The organism is Reyranella sp., assembly GCF_052439685.1.
In the GTDB taxonomy this organism is placed as follows: Bacteria; Pseudomonadota; Alphaproteobacteria; order Reyranellales; family Reyranellaceae; genus Reyranella.
On the sequence record NZ_JBQVQG010000020.1, the window covers coordinates 71525 to 98484 of the forward strand.

33 protein-coding genes are annotated in these 26960 nt (G+C 64.4%); 20 read left to right on the top strand and 13 right to left on the bottom strand.

The annotated features are described in order from the left end of the window. Positions 1–62: 62 nt before the first annotated feature. A complete protein-coding gene (locus ACT6UX_RS22040; RefSeq protein ID WP_444777298.1) occupies positions 63–656 on the bottom strand; it encodes an LOG family protein in 594 nt (197 codons plus the stop codon). A 116-nt stretch (positions 657–772) separates the two neighbouring features. On the opposite strand from ACT6UX_RS22040, the gene ACT6UX_RS22045 reads away from it, so the two are divergent. The 7 genes from ACT6UX_RS22045 (at position 773) to ACT6UX_RS22075 (ending at position 5508) form a co-directional block, all read left to right on the top strand. After that, complete coding sequence (locus tag ACT6UX_RS22045) at positions 773–1834, top strand: LysM peptidoglycan-binding domain-containing protein (protein ID WP_444777299.1); 1062 nt, start codon at positions 773–775, stop codon at positions 1832–1834. Positions 1835–1863: 29 nt separating this feature from the next. Then, positions 1864–2556 (top strand): phosphatidylserine decarboxylase, encoded by a 693-nt coding sequence (locus ACT6UX_RS22050; RefSeq protein ID WP_444777300.1) that lies wholly within the window; start codon positions 1864–1866, stop codon positions 2554–2556. A 10-nt stretch (positions 2557–2566) separates the two neighbouring features. Continuing rightward, positions 2567–3403: a CDP-diacylglycerol--serine O-phosphatidyltransferase gene (gene pssA, locus ACT6UX_RS22055; protein WP_444777301.1), complete on the top strand. Its 837-nt coding sequence runs from the start codon at positions 2567–2569 to the stop codon at positions 3401–3403. A gap of 5 nt (positions 3404–3408) precedes the next feature. Continuing rightward, on the top strand, positions 3409–4020 hold the full coding sequence (locus ACT6UX_RS22060; protein WP_444777302.1) for a CDP-alcohol phosphatidyltransferase family protein: 612 nt from the start codon (positions 3409–3411) through the stop codon (positions 4018–4020). 194 nt (positions 4021–4214) lie between these two features. Next, positions 4215–4373, top strand: a complete 159-nt coding sequence (locus ACT6UX_RS22065; RefSeq protein ID WP_444777303.1) for a Flp family type IVb pilin — start codon at positions 4215–4217, stop codon at positions 4371–4373. Positions 4374–4389: 16 nt separating this feature from the next. Beyond that, positions 4390–4899 (top strand): A24 family peptidase, encoded by a 510-nt coding sequence (locus ACT6UX_RS22070; RefSeq protein ID WP_444777304.1) that lies wholly within the window; start codon positions 4390–4392, stop codon positions 4897–4899. Between the two features lie 24 nt (positions 4900–4923). Next, on the top strand, positions 4924–5508 hold the full coding sequence (locus ACT6UX_RS22075) for a hypothetical protein (protein WP_444777305.1): 585 nt from the start codon (positions 4924–4926) through the stop codon (positions 5506–5508). 3 nt (positions 5509–5511) lie between these two features. On the opposite strand, the gene ACT6UX_RS22080 is transcribed toward ACT6UX_RS22075, so the two are convergent. The 4 genes from ACT6UX_RS22080 to ACT6UX_RS22095 form a co-directional block, all read right to left on the bottom strand. Next, complete coding sequence (locus tag ACT6UX_RS22080; protein ID WP_444777306.1) at positions 5512–6276, bottom strand: glucose 1-dehydrogenase; 765 nt, start codon at positions 6274–6276, stop codon at positions 5512–5514. A gap of 244 nt (positions 6277–6520) precedes the next feature. Then, a complete protein-coding gene (locus tag ACT6UX_RS22085) occupies positions 6521–6745 on the bottom strand; it encodes a NepR family anti-sigma factor (protein ID WP_444777307.1) in 225 nt (74 codons plus the stop codon). A 116-nt stretch (positions 6746–6861) separates the two neighbouring features. Then, a complete protein-coding gene (locus ACT6UX_RS22090) occupies positions 6862–7440 on the bottom strand; it encodes a sigma-70 family RNA polymerase sigma factor (protein WP_444777308.1) in 579 nt (192 codons plus the stop codon). 116 nt (positions 7441–7556) lie between these two features. Continuing rightward, on the bottom strand, positions 7557–8021 hold the full coding sequence (locus tag ACT6UX_RS22095) for a sigma-70 family RNA polymerase sigma factor (protein WP_444777309.1): 465 nt from the start codon (positions 8019–8021) through the stop codon (positions 7557–7559). Between the two features lie 399 nt (positions 8022–8420). On the opposite strand from ACT6UX_RS22095, the gene ACT6UX_RS22100 reads away from it, so the two are divergent. From ACT6UX_RS22100 to ACT6UX_RS22135, 8 genes are all read left to right on the top strand, one after another. Beyond that, a complete protein-coding gene (locus tag ACT6UX_RS22100; protein ID WP_444777310.1) occupies positions 8421–9236 on the top strand; it encodes a response regulator in 816 nt (271 codons plus the stop codon). Between the two features lie 14 nt (positions 9237–9250). Further along, positions 9251–10978 carry a sensor histidine kinase gene (locus ACT6UX_RS22105; RefSeq protein ID WP_444777311.1) on the top strand — a complete coding sequence of 576 codons (1728 nt, stop codon included), beginning with the start codon at positions 9251–9253 and terminating at the stop codon, positions 10976–10978. Beyond that, a complete protein-coding gene (locus ACT6UX_RS22110; protein WP_444777312.1) occupies positions 10971–13535 on the top strand; it encodes a response regulator in 2565 nt (854 codons plus the stop codon). Before ACT6UX_RS22105 ends, ACT6UX_RS22110 begins: the two co-directional genes overlap by 8 nt. 98 nt (positions 13536–13633) lie before the next feature. Beyond that, on the top strand, positions 13634–13783 hold the full coding sequence (locus ACT6UX_RS22115) for a hypothetical protein (protein ID WP_444777313.1): 150 nt from the start codon (positions 13634–13636) through the stop codon (positions 13781–13783). Positions 13784–13985: 202 nt separating this feature from the next. After that, positions 13986–14192, top strand: a complete 207-nt coding sequence (locus tag ACT6UX_RS22120) for a CsbD family protein (protein WP_444777330.1) — start codon at positions 13986–13988, stop codon at positions 14190–14192. A gap of 11 nt (positions 14193–14203) precedes the next feature. Further along, positions 14204–14806: a hypothetical protein gene (locus ACT6UX_RS22125; RefSeq protein WP_444777314.1), complete on the top strand. Its 603-nt coding sequence runs from the start codon at positions 14204–14206 to the stop codon at positions 14804–14806. A 232-nt stretch (positions 14807–15038) separates the two neighbouring features. Continuing rightward, a complete protein-coding gene (locus ACT6UX_RS22130; protein WP_444777315.1) occupies positions 15039–16499 on the top strand; it encodes an ABC transporter substrate-binding protein in 1461 nt (486 codons plus the stop codon). Positions 16500–16576: 77 nt separating this feature from the next. Then, the gene (locus ACT6UX_RS22135; RefSeq protein WP_444777316.1) at positions 16577–16852 is read left to right on the top strand and encodes a GNAT family N-acetyltransferase; all 276 of its coding nucleotides are present in this window, start codon (positions 16577–16579) and stop codon (positions 16850–16852) included. Here ACT6UX_RS22135 and ACT6UX_RS22140 read toward each other — a convergent pair whose 3' ends face one another. Then, positions 16853–17248 carry a DUF2177 family protein gene (locus ACT6UX_RS22140; RefSeq protein WP_444777317.1) on the bottom strand — a complete coding sequence of 132 codons (396 nt, stop codon included), beginning with the start codon at positions 17246–17248 and terminating at the stop codon, positions 16853–16855. 12 nt (positions 17249–17260) lie between these two features. Continuing rightward, complete coding sequence (locus ACT6UX_RS22145; protein WP_444777318.1) at positions 17261–17389, bottom strand: hypothetical protein; 129 nt, start codon at positions 17387–17389, stop codon at positions 17261–17263. A gap of 130 nt (positions 17390–17519) precedes the next feature. On the opposite strand from ACT6UX_RS22145, the gene ACT6UX_RS22150 reads away from it, so the two are divergent. After that, the gene (locus ACT6UX_RS22150; RefSeq protein WP_422014754.1) at positions 17520–17687 is read left to right on the top strand and encodes a DUF1328 domain-containing protein; all 168 of its coding nucleotides are present in this window, start codon (positions 17520–17522) and stop codon (positions 17685–17687) included. Here the strand turns inward: ACT6UX_RS22150 and ACT6UX_RS22155 are convergent. After that, positions 17684–18583: a hypothetical protein gene (locus ACT6UX_RS22155; RefSeq protein WP_444777319.1), complete on the bottom strand. Its 900-nt coding sequence runs from the start codon at positions 18581–18583 to the stop codon at positions 17684–17686. The genes ACT6UX_RS22150 and ACT6UX_RS22155 overlap by 4 nt on opposite strands. 25 nt (positions 18584–18608) lie before the next feature. Here ACT6UX_RS22155 and egtB point away from each other — a divergent pair, with 25 nt between their 5' ends. Continuing rightward, complete coding sequence (egtB, locus tag ACT6UX_RS22160) at positions 18609–19868, top strand: ergothioneine biosynthesis protein EgtB (protein WP_444777320.1); 1260 nt, start codon at positions 18609–18611, stop codon at positions 19866–19868. After that, entirely contained in the window at positions 19865–20824 is a 960-nt protein-coding gene (gene egtD, locus ACT6UX_RS22165; protein WP_444777321.1) for an L-histidine N(alpha)-methyltransferase, read from the top strand. The genes egtB and egtD overlap by 4 nt, the downstream gene beginning before the upstream one ends. Positions 20825–21002: 178 nt before the next feature. Here egtD and ACT6UX_RS22170 read toward each other — a convergent pair whose 3' ends face one another. From ACT6UX_RS22170 to ACT6UX_RS22190, 5 genes are read right to left on the bottom strand one after another with little or no spacing between them, the layout of a single operon-like run. After that, positions 21003–21239: a hypothetical protein gene (locus ACT6UX_RS22170; RefSeq protein ID WP_444777322.1), complete on the bottom strand. Its 237-nt coding sequence runs from the start codon at positions 21237–21239 to the stop codon at positions 21003–21005. Positions 21240–21243: 4 nt separating this feature from the next. Continuing rightward, the gene (locus ACT6UX_RS22175) at positions 21244–22371 is read right to left on the bottom strand and encodes an amidohydrolase/deacetylase family metallohydrolase (RefSeq protein WP_444777323.1); all 1128 of its coding nucleotides are present in this window, start codon (positions 22369–22371) and stop codon (positions 21244–21246) included. 25 nt (positions 22372–22396) lie between these two features. Continuing rightward, positions 22397–23611, bottom strand: a complete 1215-nt coding sequence (locus ACT6UX_RS22180; protein WP_444777324.1) for a winged helix-turn-helix domain-containing protein — start codon at positions 23609–23611, stop codon at positions 22397–22399. A gap of 50 nt (positions 23612–23661) precedes the next feature. Next, positions 23662–23922: a hypothetical protein gene (locus ACT6UX_RS22185; protein WP_444777325.1), complete on the bottom strand. Its 261-nt coding sequence runs from the start codon at positions 23920–23922 to the stop codon at positions 23662–23664. A gap of 25 nt (positions 23923–23947) precedes the next feature. Beyond that, positions 23948–25321 (bottom strand): amidase, encoded by a 1374-nt coding sequence (locus ACT6UX_RS22190; RefSeq protein ID WP_444777326.1) that lies wholly within the window; start codon positions 25319–25321, stop codon positions 23948–23950. A gap of 45 nt (positions 25322–25366) precedes the next feature. Here ACT6UX_RS22190 and ACT6UX_RS22195 point away from each other — a divergent pair, with 45 nt between their 5' ends. Together ACT6UX_RS22195 and ACT6UX_RS22200 are read left to right on the top strand one after the other, a co-directional pair. Further along, a complete protein-coding gene (locus ACT6UX_RS22195; protein ID WP_444777327.1) occupies positions 25367–26017 on the top strand; it encodes a DUF2161 domain-containing phosphodiesterase in 651 nt (216 codons plus the stop codon). Continuing rightward, complete coding sequence (locus ACT6UX_RS22200) at positions 26018–26815, top strand: phosphodiesterase (protein WP_444777328.1); 798 nt, start codon at positions 26018–26020, stop codon at positions 26813–26815. Positions 26816–26960 lie beyond the last annotated feature (145 nt).

Here is a 26960-nt window from a genome sequence, read left to right on the forward strand (position 1 = left end):
TGTTGCACCGCCGGGGGAGGGCTGCAAGACGGCGGGCCGGCGCACCGGCGGGCGATTCTCCGTCAGACCCGGTCCAGAGGCTTCTCGGAGCCGGCCGCGGGAGGCATTGCCGCGATCGCAGGCAGAACCTCGCTCACTTCGCTCACGATCGCGACATGGTCGAGATGGGTTCGATCGGCGAAACCGCCCTCCACGACGCCGCGGAGCAGCGCCGCGAGCGGCTGCCAATAGCCCCCCTGGTCGATGATCACGATCGGCTTCTTGTGCAGGCCGAGGGTCCGCCACGACAGGACCTCGAAGAACTCCTCCAGGGTCCCGATGCCCCCGGGAAGCACGACGAAGGCTTCGGAGCGCTCGAACATCTGCAGCTTGCGTTCGTGCATCGTCTCCACAACGACCGTCTCGGTGAGGTCCGGATGGCCCGCTTCACGCTGCAGAAGGAAGTTCGGGATGATGCCGATCGCCCGGCCGCCGCTGTCCAAAACGGCATTGGCAACCAGTCCCATCAGGCCCACGCCACCCCCGCCATAGACCAGGGTGATGCCCTCGGCGGCCAGCAGCCGCCCGAGGGCGACGGCGGTTTCGCTGGTTGCGGGATCGGTTCCGAAGCGGGAGCCGCAGAAGACGCAGAGGGAAGAGGGGATGAAATCGGGCACGAAAGCTGCTTTTCTGGGACGAACCAGCGCGTTTCAGCGCCGGGGTGACATGGTATCATTTCGCAAAGAGTGGTTGCGAACACCATGGGGATGGTGGTCGCACCGTTGGGAGGGCGATGTCACGAACTGTTTTCGGGCTGGTGGCTGTCGGGGCCGTCGTCATCGCCGTCGCCCTGGGTGTCGCGTGGCGCGGCAAGCTGAGCGAACAGGCCGCCATCGACCAGTCGGCGAAGGCCGCCAGTCGTGAACCTGTGCCGGGGGCGGCTGACGCGTCCGGAGGGCCTTCGCCGTCCGCCGCCGTCGCCCCAGCCGTCCCGGCGTCCGCACCAGCCACACCGGCCGCTGCTGTGCAGCCGTCGTTCGACGTCGCGCGGATTGGACCTGACGGCCGGGCCGTGATCGCCGGCCGGGCCGCTCCGGGGGCCAAGATCGTGCTGCTCGACGGCGGCAAGGAGATCGCCAAGGCTGAGTCCGATGCACGCGGAGAGTGGGTCGTCATCGTTCAGGATCCGCCACTCACGCCCGGGCAGCACGAACTGCGCGTGGTGCAGCACATAGAAGGCAAGGCGCCGGTTACGTCGGGCCAGGCCGTGGTTGCGGTCGTCCCCGAGCCGCCCGCGGCAGGGGCGCCGGGCCAACCGCGCGAGGAAACGCTGGTCATGATTTCGCCGCCCGCTGGCGTGCCGACGCTGGTGCAACCGGCATCGCCCGCCGGCGTGCCGAAGTCGGCGGACCTGTCGCTGTCGACCCTGGTCTACGACGACCGGGGGCAGGTGACCCTGTCCGGACGAGCCGCGCCAGGGACGGTCGTCCGCGCCTATGTGAACGAGAAGATGGTGGCGGAGGGCACGGCCGGAACGGATGGCCATTGGCGCCTGATGCCGCCGGATCCGATCGAGCAGGGCAAGCACCGGCTGCGCCTCGACCGGATCGCCAAGGACGGCAAGCCCGTCGCGCGCCTCGAGCTGCCGTTCGAGCGGGTGATCGTGGCGCCGGTCTCCAGCGCCGACGGCCGGCGGCTGCACATCGTCCGGGGCGACAATCTCTGGAACATCGCGCGCGCCCACTATGGCGCCGGCTGGCGCCATACCGTCATTTTTGACGCAAACAAGGAACAGATTGTCGATCCCAATCTGATATATCCGGGGCAAATACTCACCCTGCCCAAGGTCAACTGATCTTCGGACAACCGAGAGCGCGCAAAATCATGCTGGCAAATTTCCTGGTGCCGATCCTCTCCGACGGTTGGCGCTTCATCGCCCTGTTTGCCGGCGCGACCTTCCTTGCTGCGCTGACCGGTGCGGCCTGGTTGTTCTGGCCGCTGTTCATCGTGACTTTGTGGTCGATCTATTTCTTTCGCGACCCCTCGCGCGGCGTGCCGCAGGACGACGGATTGCTGATCGCGCCGGCCGACGGTCTCGTGCAGATGGTGGTCCCGGCCGTACCGCCGGCCGAACTGGGCCTGGGCGACAAGCCGCTGACGCGGGTTTCGATCTTTCTCAGCGTGTTCGACGTCCATATCAACCGCAGTCCCTGCGCCGCTACGGTCGACGTGGTTGCCTATCGTCCGGGCAAGTTCCTCAGCGCCAATGCCGACAAGGCGAGCGAGGACAACGAGCGTACGGCACTGGCGCTGCGCCGCGCCGACGGGCGCGTCATCGGCTGCGTCCAGATCGCGGGCTACGTCGCCCGCCGCATCGTCTGCTACGTGAAGCCGGGGCAGACAGTCGCGGCGGGGGAACGTTTCGGCCACATCCGCTTTGGTAGTCGTACAGACCTCTACCTGCCGGAAGGGGCGCGTTTGCTGGTCTCTCCGGGTCAGCGCATGATTGGTGGCGAAACGGTGATGGCCGAACTCGATCCCACCGTGAGCGAGCCGCGTACCGCCGTCGAATTCTAGGGAGTCCGACATGGACAGCGACCTGCGCGCGCAGCGCAGCGGACTACGCGGCTTCTCGATCCATCGCCTGATCCCCAACGTGCTGACGTTGGCGGCACTATGCTCGGGCCTGACGGCGATACGCTTCGCCCTGCAGGGCGAGATGCGGCTTGCGGTGATCGCGATCATCGTCGCGGCGATTTTCGACGCCCTGGATGGTCGGGTTGCCCGGCGACTGGGGGTCACCAGCCGTTTCGGCGCCGAACTCGATTCGCTATCCGACTTCCTGTGTTTCGGTGTGGCGCCCGCGCTCGTGCTTTACCTTGCGTCGATGACGCATGCCGGCGCGCTCGGCTGGGTCGTGACCCTCATGTTTCCCATCTGCTCGGCGTTGCGCCTGGCCCGTTTCAACACCGCGCTGGTCTCCGATACGCCGCCGCCCGTCTGGACGGGATCCTTCTTCACCGGCGTTCCGGCGCCGGCGGGTGCTCTGCTCGCCCTCATGCCCCTCATGCTGAGCTTCGAGATCGAAGCGGCTTGGCCGCGCCATGCCGTGCTCGTCGGCCTCGGGCTGGTGATTGTCGGCGGCCTGATGGTGAGCCGGCTCCCCACCTTCTCCTTCAAGAAGGGCAGGGTACCCCGTCACCTGGTTCTGCCGTTGCTGCTTGGAGCAGGCCTCTTCATGGGTGTCCTGGCCAGCGCGCCGTGGATCGCTCTTTCGCTGCTCGGCCTTGCCTATATCTGCCTGATTCCCTTCAGCGTTCTGTCCTATCGGCGGCAGGCCGCGCAGGACCGGCAGACGGCCGAGTCCGCGGGCGTCGTCCCGCTTCATTCCGTCGATACGGATCCTGTGCCTCCGCGCGACTGACGCGGATGCTCGATCCCATCCTGCGCCGGTGGGTCGACCCACCGCTCGATCATGCGGGGGCTTGGCTCGCGGCCCGGGGCGCGTCCGCCAATGTCATCACCGTGACGGGCCTCGCAGCAGGACTGGTCGCGGTGCCGCTTCTCGCATTTGAGCACTACGGCATGGCACTGGTGGCGATTGCCTTGAACCGCCTGCTCGATGGACTCGATGGGGTGGTGGCTCGGCACACGCGGTCGTCGCCCTACGGGGGGTATCTCGACATTTTTTGCGACATGGTATTCTACGCGGCGGTGCCGTTGGGATTTGCCTTGGCACGGCCCGAAAACGCCGTCTGGGCCGCTCTCCTTCTCGCCTCCTTCGTTTGCACCTGTGCTTCCTTCCTCGGGCGGGCAGTCCTTGCTGCCGGGCGGGGTGAGGGTGATACGGGACGCCGGGGACGAAAGTCCTTCTTCCATGCCGCGGGTCTCATGGAGGGGACCGAGACGATCCTCGCCTTCATCCTCTTCTGCCTCTTTCCCGACCTGTTTGCCTGGCTGGCCAGCCTGGTTGCGGCGCTATGCTTCTGGACGGCCGCGGCACGGCTGATCGAGACCCGGTCCGCGGATTCAGAATCCTGATTTCAGTTGTTTAGCGGACGTCTGGGGCGACTTGCGACGGAGCTTGAGCATCTCGAAATTTCCCTTTTTAAATCATACTGTTAGAAATGATGTCACAAAATGGACGAGTTTCAATTGACCTGACAAATCGCATTAAGTAACTTCCCTAAGTTGATTCGGCGTGGGGCCGGGGAGTCTAAGCTGGGGAGCAGGGAATGCTTACGATTTTTCGTCGCTTGATGAAAAACAACCAGGGTGCCACGGCGGTCGAGTACACGCTGATCACCTCGTTGATCGCTGTCGCGGCCATCGCGTCGATCCGCTCCGTGACAGACAAGGTGACTCACGTTCTGGGAACGGCCGGGCTCAACTGACGCAGAGCGCCGGGCCTTGCCAGATCTGGCGACGCTATTCCAGACGGGCTGCCTGATCGTCCTCGCAGGGCTGCTCCTCGCAGCAGCCTGGCAGGATCTGCGAACCCTCCATATCGCCAACGGGCTGTCGATAGCGATCGCGGCCCTTTTCGGCATATGGGCCCTCGTTGGCCTTTCCGAGGGCGTCTATTCAGCCACGACTCTTGGCATGGCGATCGGCTGCGCCGCAGTGCTCTTCGGGCTGGGCGTGGCGGCGTTTGCCGGCGGAATGCTGGGCGGGGGAGACGTGAAGCTGCTGGCCGGTATGGGACTGTTTGCGGGACCGGCGCTCGTCGTCGATCTGCTCCTGGTGACGGCGGTCGCGGGCGGGGTGCTGGGCTTGGCTGTCCTGGCCGGCGTGCCGCTTGGATCGGTCAGCGGCCAAGGGGAGGCGACGCTGCGGGGGCGATTGCGCGGAAGGATTCCCTATGGCCCGGCCATCGCCGCGGGCGGCCTGTGGGTTGCAACGAAGCTGGCCATCGGCTGAGATTGGGGCACGAAAGGAGATCGCATGCCCCGACCCTCAACCAAGATCGTTTTCGCCTCCATGGTGGCCCTGATGCTGGCCTCTGCCGCCGGTGCCCAAGCGCCGACGCCGGTACAACGCAGCAGTGTCGAGATGTCGACGAGCGCGGGCATGCAGGAATTCCGCGACCCCAAGACCGGCCAGATCTGGACGCCCGCCAATGTGGGGCAGGGGCGGATCGGCAAGCCGACGCCGGCCGATCTCGCTTTCGATCCGCTGGCGCAGGCCGAACGCATCAAGGGCGTTGTTATTCAGCGGCCGGGCTTCACCCCGCTGGGGTGGTCGGCACCCACTGCTGGACCGACCACGCCGCTGGTGACCATGGACAATGCCAGTCTCAGCGCCGTTCCCGCGCGACACTGGCAGGTCGTCATGTACGTGAGCAACAACAGTGCGGGCACCCTCGCGCCGATGGTCGACTGCCGCTTCACCAACGCCGGCAAGCTCGTCGAGGAAACGCGCGCCTTGTTGCCCGGCATCGGCGCCGGCGTGCGAGGAGGCCTGACGATCTATGGGCCGAAGACCGATCTGTTCGTCGATCGTGCGTCCTGCCGCGTTGTTTCGCCCTGACGCCTATCCTTGCACCGAATAGCCGCCATCGACCGTGATGGCGGCGCCGGTGACGTAGTCCGACGCGGATGACGCCAGGAACACGGCGATGCCCGCGAAGTCGTTCGGCGTGCCCCACCGCCCTGCCGGCGTGCGATTCAGCACCGAATCGTGGAGCGTCGGAACGTCGTGGCGGGCGCGCTGCGTCAGCGCGGTGTCGATCCACCCGGGAAGGATCGCGTTCACCTGAATATTGTCCTTCGCCCACGCGGTCGCCATGGCCTTGGTCATCTGCACGATGCCGCCCTTGCTTGCGGCATAGGCGGTGGTGAAGGAGGCGCCGAAGATCGACATCATCGAGCCGATGTTGATCATCTTGCCCGAGCCCGTCTTCATCATCTCGGGGTAGGCCGCCTGGCTGCAGACAAAGGCGCTGGTGAGGTTGCTGTCCATGACACGGTGCCACTCCGCGAGCGAGTACTCCTGCGGCTGCTTGCGGATGTTGATGCCGGCGTTGTTCACGAGAATGTCGAGCCGGCCGTGGGCCATCACCGTGTCGGCGATCAGCGCGCGGCATGATGCTTCCTCGAGGACGTCGACGCTTGCGGCACTGGCATTCGCTCCCGTCGCCTGGAGTTCCGACAGCGCTGCCGCGTTCTTGGACGCATCCCGGCCAGCAACGACGACGGTTGCGCCTGCACGCGCCAGACCGAGGGCCATGCCGAGACCGATGCCGCCGTTTCCGCCCGTGACAATGGCCACACGGCCCGAAAGATCGAACAGCTCCATACAATTCCTCCCGCTTCCTGTCGGTCCTCTATATCCAAGGCCCGGAACCCGAAATAGGGGGGGCCGTTGACCAATACAGAGAAACGCAATTGCAGGTGGCAGACATTGCGCTTCGCAGCTGGCCGGCCGGGCTGACCAGCTGGCTGCGGACAGGGTGGCGGCGGTCGAAAGGCCGCCGCCATTCTTGCGTCGGGTGCTGTTGATCAGACCCAATTGACAGGTGCGCCAATTGGGTCACGAATCGCTATTTCTTGGGCGGCTCACTGGTGCCACCCTTCTCGTGGGCGGCAGCATCTTTGTCGATGAGATTCAGGAGATCGTCGGGCAAGGGCTCGCTCGCGATCTCGTCATACATTGCATGAAGCTGCTTGTGCAGCCACAAATCGAATGGCCTGTCGTTGCCGCGAGGCTTGGAGCGTGCCGCGGCAGCGGCACGCTTTCCTTCCGGCTTATCGTCATTATTGGCCATCACATGCTCCCCGGAGGCGGAAGCCCACTCCGCGGGATCCTGTCCGACCCATTCACTTCTCCCCGTGGGACTACTCATGGCTATGTCGCACTCTGACAGCGGACTTTAAAGGGGCTTCAGCGTGCTTCGAGCGCGTGGTCGTCCTGGAGGCTGGTCGAGACCCGGCCCGATCCGGCCGGACGGCGCGCCTCGCCTTCGAGCAGGAGGCGTTCCAGCGTGTCGCGGGCGCGGGAGATACGGCTCTTGACCGTGCCCACGGAAACGCCGGTATGTTCGGCGATCGTCTCGTAGGGCAGGCCCTCGAGAACGGCCAGCAACAGGGCTTCGCGCTGAGCCGCCGCGAGCTTACCGAACGCGGACATGAACTCTCGCATGACGAGACCGCTGTCCTGATGCGGCGGATGCGACAGCGACTCGGCGATGGCCGTGTCGACGGGCACGGTCGGCCGGCGACGGCGCAGGCCAGAGATGAATTCGTTGCGTTGAATGCGGAAGAGCCACGCGGCCAGATTCGTCCCAGGCTGGAAGCTGTTGCGGCCGGTCAGTGCCTTGATGACGGTGTCGTGAACGAGATCGTCCGCCGCATCGCGATCCCGCGTGAGGGAGAGAGCATAGATGCGCAGGCGGGGCAGGACGGTCTTGAGCTGGTCGTGAAAGTCACGGGTGCCGTTATCCTGCGGGGTCTGCGTGAGCATTGGCTATCTCCAAGGTTGCGTCCTGTGGAGAGGAATGCCTGGAGCGGGAATTGGTTACACCTGAGCGACTAATTCTTTTAATTTATTGAATTCAAATGAAAAATCGCCCGAAAATCTCACTGAAGCCGATCGGAGAGATATTTCCGGGCCCTCGATACGCGGGCTTTCAGGGTGCCGACCGAACATCCGCAGAGGCTGGCAGCTTCCTCATAGGAAAATCCGCCTGCGCCGATCAACACCAGCGCCTCGCGAGACTGTGGATTGAGCTTCCATATTTCGGACGACAGTTCCTTCAAGGCCAGCGTCGCTTCGGGATTGTCCACCGCCGGCAACGGCGCGGCAGCGTCGTTATCGATGGTCAAGGGCCGTCGGCGTTGGGTTCTGATATCCGAGTAGAAGCGATTGCGCATGATCGTGAAGAGCCAGCCCTTGAGATTGGTACCGGGAGTGAACTGGGTCTGCTTGTTCAGTGCCGCGAGGATGGTGTTCTGTACCAGATCGTCCGCCGCTTCTCGTTCACGACACATGAAGCGCGCAAACGCACGCAGGTCCGGGAGAAGCGCAACGATCTCGTCCTTCATGACTCGTCTATCTGGGGAGCCCGTTACGATCCCGAAAGGGCAAATCAGCACGTCAAGCAACATATGGTGCTGGCGACACGGCGCGGGAACCAACGGTGTGGTGGAGCGTTTACGCGGTCACTCATTCCATGGCGAGGATCATATGGGACGCGCAGCTCTTCTCTGGTTCGTTGGTGTGCCGATTCCGGTGTTGTTGCTCATGTGGGTTTTGGGGTGGCTTCACTAACGCGCGTCAGGCGGGCGCCGGAATCCCGCCGTTCGTTTTCGTGGTCTTTGTTTCGGCGCGGGGCAGCGTCAGTTTACGGATCCGTTGGGCGTTGTGTAGGTTCGACAGTTGTATGTAGGCGCACAGGGCGTAGTGTAGGACGGCTGCGATACGCCGAGCGACGGATTCGAGCGATGAGGGAGAAGTACGTGGCTGAAGAGGTAGCTTCGAAGAAGGTGTCCGAGGCGATCACCAGGACACTGCCGTTTCTGCGGCGGTACGCTCGCGCCGTAACCGGCTCCCAGCAGCAGGGAGACGAGTGGGTTCGCCTCTGCGCCGAGGTCGCGGTGCAGCAGCCCGAACTCATCGCCGAAGTGGAAGATACGAAGCTGGGCGTATTCGCGTTGTTCCATCGGCTGCGTCAGCCTTTCGGCGACCTTGAGGCAGGCGCGAGCGGAGGCGAGAGCGTCCGCGGCCGACTGAAAGAGTCCCTCACCGACATGGCGCCGATGCAGCGTCAGGTCCTCCTGCTTACCGTGCTCGAAGGCTTCACCGTCGGAGATGCCGCTCACGTTCTGGGCGTCAGCATCGACGATGCCGAGCGCAGCTTGGAAGAGGCGCGCTGGGAGCTTCAGCGCGTGGCATCGGTGCGCATTCTCGTGATCGAAGACGAGGCGGTTATCGCCTTGGATGTGGCGGACATCGTTCGCAACGCAGGTCACGAAGTCGTGGGCATCGCCGCTACGGAGAAGGCGGCGATCGAGCTCGCCAAGAAGCACTCGCCGCACCTCGTGCTCGCGGACATTCAGCTCCGTGGCTCCGACAGCGGTATCTCTGCCGTGAACCAGATCATGAAGTCGATGTCCGTGCCCGTCATCTTCGTTACGGGCTTTCCCGAGCGCCTCCTGACGGGCAAGCAGGTCGAGCCGGCTTTCGTGATTTCGAAGCCCTTCGATCCAGATCTTCTCCGGGCGGCGATCGCGCAGGCGCTCGACACCGTATCGATCTGAGACCGGGACGGAACGTGGCGCGATGGTCGCTTCGCACCAAGCTCGTCACCCTCGTAGCGCTGGCCTTGCTGCCGGTACTGGGGCTGGCGGTCTGGCAGGCAGAGCTCCAGGAAGAGGCGACGTTTTCACAACGCGCGGCGGCGCTAGGATCGGTCTCCGATCTCGCCGTGGCGCGTTATGCTGGTCTGTTTGACGCATCGCAGCGCATGCTCGCGGCGGCCTGCGCCGATGAGTCCGTCGTAGAAAGCGCCCGGCCGGACCCGTCCCCTGAAGCGGCCAACCGCTGCGAAGCCTACCTGTCGAAGCTGGTACAGGCCTATCCGGGCCAATACTCCACCGCTTTCGTGACGGACGACGAGGGAATTGCCCGCTGCGCCACGGCGCGAAGGGCGGTCGGCATGAACTTCGCCGATCGCGAGATATTCCAGAAGGCCCGGCAGGGCGGGGAGTTGGTAAGCGGTGCTGCGATCGCAAGCCGTATATCTACCCGCGCGATCATTCCCATAGCCATTGCGATCCGACGCGACGGCGCGTTCGCGGGAATGTGCACGCTGGGAATCACCCTCAAGGCGCTCGCTCAGGACGCTGCCCAAGCCGAAGGCACCGCCGGAACAGCCGTCGCCGTGATCGATCGCACGGGGACAGCTCTCGGGGGCGACCCGGCGGCGATGCGCCGGCTTCCGGTCCCGGCGCGACTGGCCGATGCGCTCGCACGCAACCAGATGAGGGTTTCCGACTTCGGTCAGGACGGCGCCTACTACGAATTCTGGATCCGCCCTGTCGGGGCGAACGCCTTGTTTGCCGTCGTGTCGGCGCCGATTTCGGAGAATCCATTGGGATTTGCCGGCGCGTGGGTGGGCGTGTTGTTCGTCGCCCTTGCGTCCGCGGTCGTTCTGCTTGTGATCTGGTTCGGCGCCGACCGCTGGTGCGTCCGCCCGTTGCACTACATCCAGGACTTCGCCGACAAGGTCGCGCGCGGCGAGAGCATCACCTTGGCGCCGCCGCATCCCTGGAGTCCGGAAATGGCATCGGTGGGCGCGGGGGTCACGGCGATGGCCGAAGCCATCGCCAGTCGCGAGGCGGCGCTTCGCGCGAATGTTGAGCAACGCGACCATATGCTCCGCGAAATCCATCACCGGGTGAAGAACAATCTGCAGATGATTTCCAGCCTGCTGAACCTCCAGGCCGGCGAGATCAGGTCACCGCGTATTCGCCGCTTCTTCGGCGATGCGCAGAATCGCGTCCTCACCCTGTCCATTCTCCACCGCCATCTCTACGAGCGATCGAGCTGGTCGCTCGTCGACTTCCAGCAGTTCATCAGCGATCTCGTGCGCCAAATCTCGGTCGGACGTACCGGAGGCGGCAAGCAGGCACCCCGCTATCACATACGCGCGCCGATCATGGCCGTCGGTCCCGACACCGCCATTCCGATCGGCCTGATTGTGACCGAAGCGGTCAGCATCGCGCTCACTCACGATTTCAGCCGGACCGCTGCCCCGGAGATTCGCATCGAGACGAGCGAGCGCGGCGAGGAAGTCGAACTTGTCATCGAGGATAATGGCGTGACGCGCGATGCCACGCAGGCCGCATCCGACGGCCGGGGCGGTTTCGGTCTCACGCTGATCCGCGGATTGGCCATGCAGCTCGGTGGAGAGGTCACCATCGAGCAGAAGCCCGTTGGCGGCAACCGGGTCGTGGTCGTGTTTCCCACGCCGGCCGCCGACGAACCGACGAATGCCTAGCGTGCTTCGATCGGCCCGATCGACCGGCGTCATCGCCGGGATCACGCTCGCCGTGTTGATCGCCGCGGGTCTCATGCTGGCTTTCTCTCAGTCGAAATCGGCGGCGCGCCAGCAGCGTCTGGTGGTCGCGAACTACGAAACCATGGCGCTGATGCGCGAGATGGTGATCGCGGTCCAGGATGCCGAGATCGGATTGCGCGGCTACCTTCTGACCGGCGACGCGACCAGCCTCGAGCCCTATGAACGGGCGCGCCTCCGAATCGAATCGAGCATGCGCCAACTCGAAGTCGCGGTCGCCGACGATCCCGACACGACGCGCCAGTTCGAAGAGTTTCGCAATATCACCGCGCAGAAGTTCGACCAGCTGAATTCGACGGTTGGCGCCTATCAGACGCAGGGGCGCGAGGCGGCATTGTCGCTCGACCGGACGGGAGCGGGGCGGGCAATGCTCGGCCAGGTCCGTTTGCTCGGTGACAGTCTGGTGGAGGGTCAGCGGCTCCTGCTAGCGCGGCGTCTGACGGCCCTGCGGTCGGAGCAGGAACAGGCGGAAGTCGCGGGCCTGCTGGTCCTAGGCGGAGCCTTTCTCTGCCTGATCGCCGGCATCTATATCGTGCTGCAGGGCGCCGGGCGCCTCGAGCGCAGCCAGCAGGCCCTGGCTGGAAGATCCCGCCTTCTGCAGGCAACTCTCGAGAGCCTGCGCGATCCGATTTTCGTGATCGATGGCGAGCGTGCCGTGGTCGCCTGGAACGAAGCCTTCGCCAAGCTCGCGCAATGGGAACCTGGCAAGCAGAAGCCGCCGACCTTGGATCAACTCCTGTCCGAGCGCTCGCCGGCGACCCGTGCACTCCTCCTGCCGCTCGAGCTCGACAAGATGCCTTCTACGGGACCGGCAATCGTGCGCGTCGCACATGACGGGCGCGACTACGAAATCTATCGTGGTGAGATGTCGGGCGGCGGTGCCGTCATTCGCTCCGTCGACATCACTGAAAAGCTGCATGACGAAGCGGCGCTTCGGCAGGGCCAGAAAATGGAAGCGACGGGCCAGCTTACGGGCGGCATGGCGCACGACTTCAACAACATCCTGCAGGTCATCCGGGCCAATCTCGACCTCCTCAAGGAGGAGGCTGGCGACAATGCGCCGATGCTGTCGCGGGTACAGAGCGCCACGGCAGCGGCCGACCGAGGCGCACGCCTCACGCAGCAACTGCTTGCCTTCGCGCGACGTCAGCCCCTGACACCGCAGCCCACCAACATCGCCAAGCTGCTCGGAGACCTGGCCGATTTGATGCGGCATTCATTGGGCGAGCGTATCGCCATCGAGTTCAAGATGGCCGACGATCCCTGGAACGCGAGGATCGACGCGGGGCAGCTCGAGAATGCGATTCTCAACCTTGCGATCAACGCCCGCGATGCCATGCCGGACGGTGGTACAGTCCGGGTCCAGGTCTCGAATGCGACCCTCGACCGCCGCTATGCCGCTCTTCACCCGGACGTGACCCCGGGCCCTTATGTGCTGGTCGACGTCAGCGATACCGGCACCGGCATGCCGCCGGAGGTCGCAGCCCAGGCGTTCGATCCGTTCTTCACCACCAAGGGCGACGGTAAGGGTACCGGGCTTGGGCTCAGCATGGTCTATGGCTTCGTGCGCCAGTCCAATGGACATATCCGCATTGACAGCGCGATCGGGCAAGGAACCAGCATCAAGCTCTACTTGCCGCGCACGGAAGATCCAGTGGTCGAGGACCTACCCCATCCGGGCAGCGCGGTGAACGGCAGTGAGCGGATCCTGGTGGTGGAAGACAGCGAAGACGTGCGGCGGGCCGTCGTCGAGATGCTGAAGGGTTGGGGGTACCGCGTGGAGGCCGCGGAAGACCCGGATATAGCGGCGGCGATTCTCGAAAGAGATTCCGCCTTCGATCTCCTGTTCACCGACATCGTGATGCCGGGCAGCATCACGGCCGTCGAACTCGCGCAGCGGGCACAACACCTGCAGCCCGGGATTGCGGTGCTCCTGACCTCCGGCTTCGCGCGTGGCCTCATTCCCGACCACACCCGATCAGGCTATCCCATGATTGCCAAGCCGTACAGCAGCGACGCCCTCTCGGCCAAGCTGCGAAGCGTGCTGGCCAACCGCCGGCCTGTCCCGGCGCCGGCAGAGGCGCTCCAAGCCTCTTCCGATGAGGCGGCCCGCCAGGCGCCATCGGAGGGCAGGGCGAGGCGCGTGCTGCTGGTCGAGGACGAAGTCCTGTTGCGGATGTCGACCACGGACATGCTGGAGCGGCTGGGATGTTCCGTTTCCGCCGTCGGCAGTGGCGAGGCCGCTCTTGAGCTGCTCGGCCAGGGCGACGCCCATGATATGCTCATCACCGACGTCGGTCTGCCGGGCATGAGTGGCGAGGACCTTGCCCTCAAGGTGCGGGATCGTTTTCCGTCGCTTCCCGTGGTTATCGCCAGCGGCTATGGACGGCCCGGGATTCAGGCCGAAGGAATGCAGTTCATCTCGAAGCCATACTCGTCGATCGACCTCCAGCAGGCTCTGGATCACAGTATCCGCTAAGTCGCCCTAGATTCCCCACGATTCGCTCGAAGCGCCTGCAACCGTCGTCGATTTTGCGGCGTTCATCTGTTCAGGATGAGGCAATCGTGGAGGGGATCATGGACACCAAGCACGTACCCGAAACGCCGAGCATCGTTACGCAGGATCAGTCCGACCACAGTCCTCTGGCCGGCGAGCTGATGGACCTCTACGTCGCCATGATCATCGTCATCCCGATCGCGTTCTTCCTCAAATCCGTCTGGGTCTGAGGGTTCTCACGCTGCGATCTTGGGAGGCGGGCAACCTCGTGTTTGGTACGGCCGTTAACACGTCCCAATCAGGAGGATATCAATGCGTTCCATAGTTACCCTGGCGGCGTGTGCCGCCGTTGCCGTCGTTTCGGTGCCACTCGTGGCAGCCGCCCAGACGGGCTCCAGCACGACAACCACGACGCAAAACGACGCCCAGACGATGTGGGAGAAGCTCAAGGGCAGCTGGAACCAGACCAAGGGCACCGTAAAGGAGCAGTGGGGCGAACTCACTGACGATGATCTCCTGGCGATCGAGGGCCGCCGCGACCAGCTCGTGGGTAAGATCCAGACCCGCTATGGCATCTCCCGCGAGGCGGCCGAGGCGCAGGTTGGTGCCTGGGAGAAGGGCCGTCTGAAGCAGATGTGAGGAGGACGCAAATGAATCGCTACTCGACTATCGCTGCCGTCGCCGTCGCAACTGTTTTCGCGGCATCGGCATCCGCCCAGGCCCCGACGGGCCAGACGTCCGGCTCGATCGCTGCCGGTGTTTCGGCAAACGGCGTCACCCAGTTCAAGGACGAACGAACAGGCAAGGTCTGGACGCCGGAAAACGTGAGTAAAGACAATCAGACGCCCCAGCAGCAGGCCGCGGTGCCCAGCACGTCTGCCGACAAGGCGTTCGATCCAAGTGCCCAGTCCGCCCCGACTCAGGTGGTCGTTCAGCGTCCGCGGGGTACCCTGATGGGTGTAGTGCCGATCACGGCGGGCCCGTCAGTGCCTGCTGTCGTGATCGACAGCCCGTGGTTGCAGGCCGTCCCGCAGCAGAACTGGCTCTCGGTCGTTTACGTGACGAACAACTCCGCCAACGTAGTCGATCCAGTCGTCGGATGTGTGTTCACAAACGGCGGACGGCCCGTTCAGGACACGCGTATCATGCTGTCACCGGCAGGTCCGGGTGAGCGCTGGGGAGTTCCGGTTTACGGGCCCCCGGTTTCGACATTCGTAGACCGCGTCACCTGCCGGCTTCTTTCACCGGCGTAGTCGCCGCTTTCTTTCGACCAGCGGATTGCGGGCCTGCCATTTCCGAAAGGGATGGCCGGCCCGTTTCGTTTGCTCCGAAAGGTCGCTACGGTGACCACTGGGGAAAGAAGGGAAGATGTTCATGCGTAAGATTGGTCTCGGACGTCGGACGGCAATGGCGGGCGGGATGGCCTTGGCCGGTGCATCGCTCATTCGGTCGAGGGAGGCGCGGGCTGCCAAAGGGCTTACTGTCGTGCTCGAATCAGAGGTCACCATCCTCGATCCCCACGCGACGACGGCCGCGATTACACGGACGTTTGGCCTGCATGTCTTCGACACGCTCTTCGCCATGAACGACAAGGGCGAGATCAAGCCGCAAATGGTCGAGAGCTACGACAGCAGCTCCGATAGGCTCACCTGGTCCTTTGTTCTGCGCGAGGGGCTCAAGTGGCATGACGGGACGCCGGTGACGGCCGAGGATTGCGTCGCTTCGCTCAAGCGCTGGTCAGTTCGCGACCCCCTGGGCAAGATGCTGATGGCGGACACCGCCGTGCTCGAAGCGTCCAATCCCAAGACCATCAAGTTCGTCCTGAAGCAGCCGTTCCCGCTGCTGCTGGAGGTACTGGGCAAACCCAATGCGCCGCTGCCGGTGATGATGCCTGCACGGCTTGCCGCGACGCCCGCGGACCAGCGAATCCCCGAGCCGATCGGCTCCGGACCTTTCCGCTTCCTCAAGGATCAATGGCGGCCCGGCAACGCCATGATCCTTGAGCGCAATGCGGCCTATGTTCCGCGCAAGGAGGCGCCGGACTTCCTGACCGGCGGGAAGAACGTGAAGATCGACCAACTCACCCTGCGCGTGATGCCGGATCCGTCGACCGGTGCCAATGCGCTGATCGCCGGCGAAATCGATTACATGCAGTATCTCCCGTTCGACATGTTGCCGGTCCTCGAGAAGGAAAAGTCGGTCAAGCTGCTCGGGCTGGGCGGGCTCCACCAGTTCCAAGGCAATTTCCGCCTCAACCATGCGTCCCCTCCGTTCGACAATCCGGCGGTGCGCAAGGTGATGTGGAAGCTGGTAGACCAGAATGCGACGCTGACGGCCATCGGTGTGCCCGACAAGTATCAGACGAAGGACTGCACCTCGTTCTGGATGTGCGGTACTCCGTTCTCCACCGACGCGGGCGGCAACGTCGCCAAGCCGGACCTGGCGGCGGCGCGCGCCGAACTCAAGGCTTCCGGTTACAAGGGTGAGCCTGTGATCGTGCTGGAGGTAGCCGGGTCGATCAGCCAGACGGCGTCGCGCGTGCTCGTCCAGAACATGAAGGATGTCGGCTTCAACGTGGAGCAGCAGCCACGCGACTGGCCCACCGTGCTGGCGCGTCGTGCCAAGAAGGACGGGTGGTCGATGTTTCCTGTCTATTCGAACGGCACGGATATGTTCTCGCCGCTCACGCACTTCTACGTCGCTGCCACCTGCAACGACTTCCCGGGCTGGTCCTGCGACAACCGTATCCCGGATCTGCTCAAAGCCTTTACTCGGGCGGCGACCCTCGAGGAGCGGAAGAAAATCGCCGCCGAAATCCAGTTGATCGCCTACGAACTCGTGCCGTCGCTGATGTGGGGCCAGTTCACCATACCCGCAGGCTATAGAAGCGATCTGAAGGGCCTGATCCAGTCATCCTACCCGATGTTCTGGGAAGTGGACCGCTAGGGCAACCGGCCTGCCGGCTGGGCGTTCCCGACGATGCGGTGCCTCCGGGCCGATGCACCGCCCACGAGCTGGAAGGGATGACCATGGACGTTACACACAACGCCGCAGAACAACGATACGAGTTGGCCGCCGAACATGGGATGGCGATTGCCGTCTATCGTCAGCAGGGTGATGCGCGAATCTTCACCCACACGGAAGTCCCGCCTGAAGATGAGGGTAAGGGTATCGGTGCACGGATCGTCAAAGCGGCGCTGGAGGACACGCGAAAGCAGGGCTTCAAAATCGTACCGGCCTGCAGCTTCGTCGTCGCCTATGTCCGTCGCCACCCCGAGTTTGATGACAGCGGTCGCTGATCAGGGCTTTACGACCAGAAAGGCGATCACGGTGGCGATCGCCGTCGCCGCTGTTCCCCATGCCAAGTCCACTACGCTGACCGTCCATGGCCAGCCGCGCAAGGCGGCTAGATTTGTAAAGTCGTACGCACCGTAGACGCAGAACCCGAAAAGCGCGCCGTAGAGGAGGGCGCTCGTCCAAGTTCCGGCGGTCACCGACGGCGGAACGGCGAAGACTGCGACGCCGGCTGCGTGCACGAGATAGAACAGGATGGCCACGCTCCAGATCGGCTTGTCCTGCAGCATGTTTCCAAGCTGCGACTTGTAGAACTCGCGCGCAACGACGCCGAGCCACAGCCCGTCTATGACGGCCAGTACGCCCAAAGCGACGGCGTAGCTGGCCATCACGGTCTTCATCCGGCCAACCTACTAGCCGAGCAGATACCAAGCCAGTCCCATGCCGCCGGCTGCGCCAAGGAACGAAATGATGAGGACGACTAGGACGCGACCGGTCACGACGCCGCTGCGCGCTTCGGTGGGGGTGACTTCGGGCTGCATAGTGCCTCCGTGTTTGTTGGTGTTGAGATTTCCAACGCCGCCTTGACAGGGAGGGTTGCCCGGCGGAACCGGAACTCTCGCTCCAACGTTGCCTGCACAACCCCTGCCAATGCTCGGAAGGAGCGAGGAAATGTTGTACTGGGCCTTGATGTTTCTAGTGATCGCGCTGCTGGCCGGGATTTTCGGCTTCGGCGGTATCGCTTCGACGGCCACGGGTATCGCGCAGATCTTGTTCGTCATTGCGCTGGTGCTCTTCGTCGTCAGCCTGTTCGCGGGCTTCGTGCGCCGCAACCTCTAGCCGAAGTGTCCTCGCAGCAGATTGCGCGCTTCGCGGCCCGCTGCGAGATTCCAACAATTGACGATGGCCACCCGGAAGCCGCCGGGTGGCATGGCATGTTGTTCCGGCGCGAGCCCCTCGTGGAAGGTGATCTGCACACTGGAGACACCTTCGAGCGCCAGAACGCGGTTGATGATCTGGGGCGGCGGGTGGCGGTAGTGCGTGCCGTGCGGCATGAACAGGACAACACTATACCCGACTCGATCAACATGATCAGTGAATGACCACACTCCACGCTCGTAAAGTGCGACCAGCGCCTCTACCCATCCGCGCCCGTATAGGTCGGGCCACTGATCGGCGAATCTCAGATGCACTTCGATGATCCGCCCGTCGATCGTCTCGAGATTGGCCATACCACTGTAGCCTCCGAGATGACGACGGCACCAATCGCCCACTGAACTCTCTATCTGCGGCTCGGCTCCGGCATGGACTTCCCAGTAGTCGAAGGTGCCGTCTTTCCCGGGGATGCCGTTCGCATGGCCCCACCAGCGGGGCACGCCGTCGATCAGGGCGACATCGCTGCTGACATGCTCGCCGACGAGGAGTGGCATCCACATGTGTCCGGCCTGATAGGCCGCCTGGTAATCCTCCTGCGAATGGAGCGCGCGACTGCCGACACCCATGCCTTTGAGATTGTAGATGGGCTTTGAGAAGACGGGATAGCGGTCAGGCTGGATTCCGTGCGGCGCCGAGTCGAGTGCTTGGGATGCGGCAATGGCAAGTTTGTCATAGACCCATCGATATTCCGGATTCCAGAGCCAGGCATCGGAGTCCTCAGTCGGTATGAAGACGTCTGCGGGACAGGTCACGTTTTCGAAATATTGAGAGCGCCACGGGTCGATCTCGCAAATCGGCACTTGCTTCCCTCATCTCCACGAGCGGATGCTGCAGGGTGCTCGCCGCACGGCGCCCTTGCAACCGACGTCCGCGCCCCCACGTTACGCCGATGGAGGTCCCTTGCCGAAATCGATGATGCTTGCCGTGCGACCGCACGACCTCCAGTCCTTTCGGACTGTCCGGTCTCGTACAGAGGAGTTGGCCGCGCCGCTCTCTCCCGAAGACCAGACCGTGCAATCGATGCCGGATGCCAGCCCCACCAAGTGGCATCTCGCGCATACGACCTGGTTCTTCGAAGCTTTCGTTCTCCGCCCGCATGCATCCGGTTATCGAGTTTTCGATCCCAGTTACGAATACCTCTTCAACTCCTATTACGAGGCCGTAGGCCCGCGGCACCCGCGCCCCCAGCGAGGGCTCATCACGCGTCCGGGTGTCGAGGAAGTTCTGGCCTATCGCCATCACGTGACAGCGGCGATGCTCGACTTCCTGAGGGGCGATCACAACTCACATGAACTCGTCGAACTCGGCCTGCATCATGAGCAACAGCATCAGGAACTCATCCTGATGGACATCAAGCACGCCCTTTCGCTAAATCCGCTGCGGCCGGCCTATCGTCGCGCGCGCACCGATACGGCACAGTCCGACACGCCGCTCTCCTGGCGTGAATTCGAAGGCGGTCTCGTCGAGACGGGCCACGATGGCCGGGGCTTCGCCTTCGACAACGAGGGACCTCGCCATCGCTCGTGGCTCGACGGTTTTGCGCTGGCGATGCGGCCCGTGAATTGTGGCGAGTACCTCGCGTTCATCGAGGATGGCGGTTATCGGCGGCCGGAATTCTGGCTTTCGGCCGGATGGGACTGCGTGAAACAGCGCGATTGGGAAGCGCCGCTCTACTGGGAGATGAGGGACGGGGGGTGGCACGTCTTCACCTTGTCAGGGCTCGAGCTCGTCGATCACAACCGTCCCGTCTGTCATGTGAGTGCGTTCGAAGCGGCGGCCTATGCCAAGTGGGCGGGTAAGCGGCTGCCGCGCGAAGCCGAGTGGGAGATCGCCGCCGACAGCGTCAAGGGCGCCGGCGAGGTCTGGGAATGGACCGGCAGTCCCTACATCGCCTATCCCGGCTATCGTGAACCCGCCGGCGCCGTCGGCGAGTACAACGGCAAGTTCATGGCCAACCAGATGGTGCTGCGCGGCGGCTGCGCGGCAACGGCCATCGGTCATGGCCGCGCGACCTATCGCAACTTCTTCCCGCCCGACGCCCGATGGATGTTCGGCGGAATTCGACTCGCGGAGGATCTTCGATGAATGTGCCACTTCTCGCGGTCGCGGATGGTGAGCGGGCCGACCGCGATGCCTTCCGCCACGACGTTCTTGCTGGGCTTGCTGAAACGCCCCGTGCGATTCCGGCCAAGTACCTTTACGACGCGCGTGGCTCGGCACTCTTCGATGCGATCTGCGACCAGCCGGAATATTATCCGACGCGCACCGAGGCGGCGATCCTGCGTCAGCATGCGCCCGAGATTGCGCGCCTTGCCGGCCCCGGGTGCGCGCTGGTGGAGTATGGCAGCGGCTCGAGCGTTAAAACCCGGCTGCTTCTGGACGCGATGCCGGATCTGCACGCCTACGTGCCGATCGACATTTCGCGCCAGCATCTCGATACAACGGCGCGACGGCTGCGCGAGGACTATCCGGGGCTACGTGTCGATCCAGTAACGGGCGACTACATGGCGCTCGATGTGCTTCCGGATACGATCGGCAATGCCCACCGTATCGGCTTCTTTCCGGGCTCCACGATCGGCAATCTGAAGCCGGAGGAGGCGGTACTGTTCCTGCGACGCGCGCGGCGCCTTCTGGGCTCAGACGGCGCCCTGATCCTGGGCGTGGACCTGAAGAAGGACCCGCAGCGACTCTACGACGCCTATAACGATCGGGCGGGGGTCACGGCTCAGTTCACGCTGAACCTCTTGCGCCGCATGAACCGCGAACTGGAGGCGAACTTCGACCTGTCGGCATTCGCGCATGACGCATCTTATAGCGAAGCGGCGGGGCGGATCGAAATCTACTTCCGAAGCCTGTGCGACCAAGCAGTGACGGTCGCGGGCTGCCGGTTCCACTTCGCCGAGGGCGAGCGCGTCCACACGGAGTATTCGTACAAGTACGACGCGGCCGGCATCGCAGAGCTGGCACGACGAGGCGGCTTCTCTACTGCCGCGTTCTGGACCGATCCGGTGCGGCTGTTCGCCGTCGCATTCCTGAAGTAGCTCCGAGAAAGAGAAAGCCCGCCCCCGATGATGAGTCAGGAGCGGGCTTGATTCGGTTGGATGGGGAGAGAGGTGTTGCTGAGCGGGGGCAGAGGCAACACCAATTATCCAACCATGCACGATCAACGGCGCCTTGCGCCATATGGTTGCAAGCCTTCGTTGAATATTCCCTGCCTTGCTAAGTCACTGATTTGCCTGACTCAATTGCCGAGAGACGGGAGCGTAGCTCGGCGTACAGCACGTCATCGCGGATTCTGGGGAGCATCTGCCGAAGCATTTCCACCTTGTCCGCCGCCGGTGCCGCGTCGAAATCCGTCAGGAAGCGGACGATCTCTCCGCGGGTTGCGAAACCCATGTAAGCGTCATCGGCTTCGTGGGCGAGACAGGCAGGGGAGGAGGGGGCCTTGGCAGTCATGGGTCTACAACGGGTGCCACCAGCGGCCCGCGAGAATCACCCCCGCCGAGAGGAGCCGTCTGTCGCCAATGAGCTTTTCGCCGATTGAATCTGCATAGTCGAACGTCCCGCTCGCCTGGTCGATCACGGTGGCGTCGCCGACGCTTCCGACCTTCAGGGTGCCGAGGTCCGGCCTCTTGATGGCAGCGGCGGCGTTGGCGGTTGTGAGCTTGATGACGGTCGCGAGGTCGAGGCCCATGCAGAGGAACTTCGACATGGTAGTGAGGAGGTCGAAGGCGGGGCCTTCGATCGAGATCGCATGGACGTCGGACGAGATCACGTCCGGCAGGAAACCGGCCGCCAGCATCTTGCGCGTCGTGCCAAAGCCGAACGAGCCGCCACCATGGCCGATGTCGAAGATCACGCCGCGCTCTCGGGCCGCCAGGATCTCGTCGCGCACCTTGCCGTCGGGCTGGACCGGCGCATTGGGGAAGGGGCGAAAGCAATGCGTGAGGATATCGCCTGGACGCAGGCGGCTCACTACCTCGTGGCGGGAGGGCGGCGGCGAATCGAGATGCGCCATCATCGGCAGGCCGGCCTCTTCGGCCACGTCGAGCGCGATGTCGAGTGGCATGATTCCGGAATCGCCACTCGCCGACTTGCCGACGCGGACCTTCACGCCCAGCACCAAATCCTTATGCTCGCGCGCCACCCGTACGGCCTCGCGCGCATCGAGCAGGCGCATGTCGGCGCTTTCACCCACCATTACCGACTTGGAGAAGGCGAAGATGCCGGGAAAGGAAACGTTGAGGTAGGGCAGGATCCGGACCGGCGAGGTCTCGATCACGTGCTTGCGGAAGCCGTGGAAGTTGCCCGGGCCGGCGCTGCCGGCGTCGATGAAGGTGGTTACGCCGCCCGATCGCGCGAGCAACTCGGCCTCGACGCCGAGCGAGGTGCCGCCCCAATAGACGTGCGTATGCAGGTCTATCAGGCCGGGCGAGACGATCTTGCCTGCAACGTCACGCGTATCCTGGCCCGACAGGCCATCGCCGATGGCGGCAACCTTGCCGCCGTTGAAGGCGATGTCGGTCACGCGGTCGATGCCCTGTGACGGATCGATCACGCGGCCGCCCTTGAGAACCAGATCGTTCATGCTCGCTTCTTCCTTCCTACGCACATCACTTACCCATTCTACTCCACTCGTGGCCCAGATCCCCGCCCCGAGGCAGAGCATTGTTTTCGAGGCCCAGCCAGTCGGCCATCAGCCGCAGCTCCTCGCGCATCGGCGCGGCCACGTCGCGCGCCTCAACGCCGGGCTCGAGATGGGCGGCCGGCACCAGCAGCGTCGAGTTCGGCCGATCCGCCTTGAGGTCGACCCGGCCGACCAGACGGTCGCCCAGGAGGAAGGGCAGAACGTAGTAGCCATGCTTGCGTTTGGCGACCGGCGTGTAAATCTCGATGCGATAGAAGAAATCGAAGATCCGCTCCGTGCGGTCGCGCTCCCAGATCAAGGGATCGAACGGCGCGAGCAGGGCGCGCGTCTCGATCCGGCGCGGCTGACGGGCGGCCGGCTCCAGATAGGCCGGCCGGTTCCAGCCTTCGACCTCGACCGGCAGCAGATCGCCGGCGTCGACCAACTCGCCCAGCCGCGCCTTGGTGTCAGCAACGGGGAGGCGGAAGTAGTCGCGCAGGTCGAACTCGGTGGCGATGCCCAGCGCCCGGGCCGAGAGTCGCAGCAGCTGGCGCTGTGCATCCTCGGTCGAGGGCGTCGGCAATGCCTGAATCTCGGCCGGGAAGACGCGTTCGGAAAGGTCGTAGACGCGCTCGAAGGTGCCGCGCCGCGTGGCCGTGGTGACGATGCCGGCGAAGAACAGCCATTCGAGCGCCAGCTTGCCGTCGTTCCATCCCCACCAGGGGCCGCGCTTCGCTCCACCATCGGCCAGATCCGACGCGGCGAGGGGGCCGCGCGCCTCGACGTGTCGGCGGACATCCTCGATGTAGTTGGCCTTCTCGCGACGAAACTGCTGCAGCGTGCCCTTGCTGGTGCCTTCCCGGGCGCGCGCCATGCGCCAGCGCAGCAGCGGTTGCGACGCCAGCGGCAGCAGCGAAGCCTCGTGTGCCCAGAATTCGAAAAGGCCACGGCGACTACTGCTACCCCAGGCCAATCCGTCGAGATGCGCGCTGTCGTAATTCCCGAGCCGCGAGAACAGTGGCAGATAATGCGCACGTGCAAGCACGTTGACGGAATCGATCTGCAGCAGGCCCAGCCGATCGATGACCCGCTTCACATGACCCCGGTTGACGTTGCCGTCAGGTCGACCGATGCCGAAGCCTTGCGCCGCCAGCGCGATTCGCCGGGCCGACGCGGCGCTCAGTTTCAATTTCCGAGACACGGTGCCACCCTAATCCCATCGTCGCGGCGCCCGCTACGGGATAACGATGTTCAATGACCTTCAAGCCGTTTCAGGGCCTTGGCAACGGCGTCGGCCTGCCGGTTGGAAACATGTCCGTTGGCCTTGAATTCCTTCACGACCTTTTTGAGGAACGGACTGCGCTCGACCTGAAGCTCGGCGCGCTTCATCAGGGCCTCGTGGATATGGGCGGGGCCGCGATTGCGCGCCGCCTGGCGTGCGCGGATCAGCCGGATGGCGACCGCTACGACGAACGCGACGCCGACGACGATCAGGATTTCGGTCAGCTGCATGGTACTGAGTGCGATGCCTGCAATGCTAGCGGGCGAGCGCCGTTTCGGCCCGTTGCGCCATTGCCAGCAGAGGCCGGTCATGCAGGCGTGGGGCGACGATCTGCAGGCCCACCGGGAGCCCGTCGCGGCCGCTGCCGCATGGCACTGAGATCGCCGGCACGAGGCCGAGATTGAACAGGGGCGTGAAGGCGGCGTGGCCGCGCGGCCCGACCTCCTTGCCCTCGATCATCTTGGGATAGACCTGTTCGACCGGCCACGACACGCAGGCCGTCGTCGGTGTCAGGAGATAGTCGTATTCGGTGAAGAACTGGGCGACCGCGCGCGCGCATGCATCGGCGAAGCGGAAGGCTGCGACGACGTCCGTGCCGGGCACCGAACGGCCGCGCTCGATCAGGCCGGCGATGTTGTCACCGAACAGCTCCCTGTCGGCGGCATGCCGGTCGCCGTAGAGAAGGGCAGAGGCTGCGCTGTTCACCGCCGAAAATGCCGTTTCGCTCGTGTCGCCGGGCCAGGCGACATCCGCTTCCTCGATGCGCCAGCCGGAAGCGCGGAGCTTCGCGACCGCCGCGTTGAACGCCGCCATGACGTCAGGATCGACTGGAATGCCAAGGCCGAGCCGCGGGCTTACGGCGATGCGCGGAGCACTGGGCGGCGGGACATCGAGCAGAGCTACCGAATGAGGGTCGCGCCGGTCGGGACCGGCCATCACCTCGAAGCCGACTTTGGCGTCGGCGACCGTGCGGCCCATCGGCGCGGTCACGCCGTAGAGCGGACCGTAGGCGCCGCCGAAGCCGAACACGGACGGAATCGCGCCGGCCGATGTCTTGAGCCCGACGACGCCGCAATGCGAGGCCGGGCGGCGGCCCGAGCCGCCGCCGTCGGTCCCGAGGGCAATCGGCGAGAAGCCCGCCGCCAACGCCGCCGCGGCGCCGCCCGATGAGCCGCCCGGCGTCAGCGCGGGATTCATCGGATGGCGTGACGGACCATAGACCTTGTTCTCGGTGTGGCCCTTCGCGGCCATTTCCGGCGTGTTGGTCATGCCGAGGAAGATGCCGCCCGCCGCCTTCAGCCGCTCGACAGCGACGGCATCGCGCGGCGGCTTGAAGTCCTTGTAGAGCAGCGAGCCGTTGGTGACGGTGCGACCCACCACCCAGGTCGTGTCCTTCACGGTGTAGGGGACGCCGAGGATCGGGCCATCGAAACCCTGCTTCCGCCGCGCGTCGACGGCGTCCGCCGTAGCGCGGGCTTCGGCCGGGTCGAAGTCGACGATGGCGGTGAGTTGCCCGTTTCGCGCCTCCACGCGGGCGATCGCCATTTCGGCTACGTCTCGGGCCTTCGTCTTGCCCACCCGCACGGCAGCAGCGATGGCAGCGGCGCCCTGATCCAGCAACTCGGTCATGTTTTCCTCATTCACCAACTCCCGATCATGATAGCGTGCGCCGCCATGACGTTGGAGAGCGACCTCTATGCGCCCGTGAAGGGGCTCCTCGAAGGGCAAGGGTACGTCGTCAAGGGCGAGGTGCGGGGCTGCGATGTGGTCGGTGTCCGCGGTGCGGAGCCGCCCGTGGTGGTGGAACTGAAGCGTACCTTCGGCCTGGGGCTGGTCCTGCAGGGCGTCGACCGGTTGGCGCTCAGCGATCTCGTCTATTTGGCCGTCGGCCAGTGGCCCAAGCAGATGAAGAATGTGAGGAAGCTCTGCCGCCGGTTGGGGCTGGGCTTCATCGTGGTGGCCAGTGGCAAGGCCGACGTGGTGTTCGATCCCGTTCCTTATACGCCGCGCCCGAACAAGCAGAAGGCCGGGCGCCTTTTGGGCGAACACGCGCGTCGGGTCGGTGATCCCAATCTCGGCGGCCAGGCGATGCGGGCGCCGTTGATGACTGCATACCGACAGGAGGCACTTCGCTGTGCCGAGCTTCTGGCGGCCAACGGGCCGATGAAGGTGGCGGCGCTACGCGAGGCCGCGCGGGCGCCCAAGGCGGCCCAGATCCTGCAGCAGGACGTGTATGGCTGGTTCGAGAGAGTGGAGCGCGGTGTCTATGCGATCACGCCGAAGGGGTGCGAGGGGCTCGTGCAGTTCGACCGGAAGGGCGGCTAGATGCTGATCGCCCATTTGTCGGATCCCCATGTGCGCCCCGAGGGCGTGCTCTACCAGGGCGTGGTCGATTCCAACGCACAGTTCGCCGCGGCCATCGCACAGGTCAAAGCTCTGGATCCGCCGCCCGAGCTGGTGCTGCTGACCGGCGACCTGGTCGATCACGGCCAAGCGGACGAATACGTGATGCTTTTGCGGATGCTCGGCGCCCTCGACATGCCGGTGCTGGCGATCCCCGGCAATCACGATGAGCGCGAGGTCTTTCGCCGTGCCTTCGTCGGAAAGCCCTGGCTGCCGGCCGAGGGGCCGTTCGATTATGTGGTCGGTGACTGCGGTGCGGTGCGTGTCGTCGCCCTGGACGTCACGCTTCCCGGTCAGCACCACGGCGTCGTGAGCGAAGAGGCGGCGGCCTGGTTGGACGGTGTCCTGGCTGCGGAGCCGGCGCGGCCCACGATCGTCATGATGCATCAGCCGCCCTTCGCCACCAGTATTCCCTACATGGATCCGTATGACTGCCGGGAAGGGCACAGGCTGGCCGCGATCGTCGCGCGCCATCCCCAGGTCGAGCGAATCCTCTGCGGCCATGTCCATCGCGTCATGCAGATGCGCTTCGGCGGCACGGTCTTGTGCACCGCGCCGTCCACCACCACTGCAATCGCCCTGCAGCTTCGCGCCGACGCGAAACCCGCATCGTACATCGAGCCGCCGGCGATGCTGCTGCATCATTGGCTGGAGGGGAGGGGCCTCGTCTCTCACTTCATCCCGATCGGCACGTTCCCCGGACCTTATCCTTTCGCCTGATTTCAGCAATCGTGCCGCGCGGGTGTAACCGGCCGGGCATTAGAGCGCCGAGCTTGAAATAAGAATTGAAAGGGGATTCCCAAGGAATCGGAAGCCTGATTCAAGATGCTGGCTGGGCGTGGAGGCCAGTATGGATGGGGAAGCC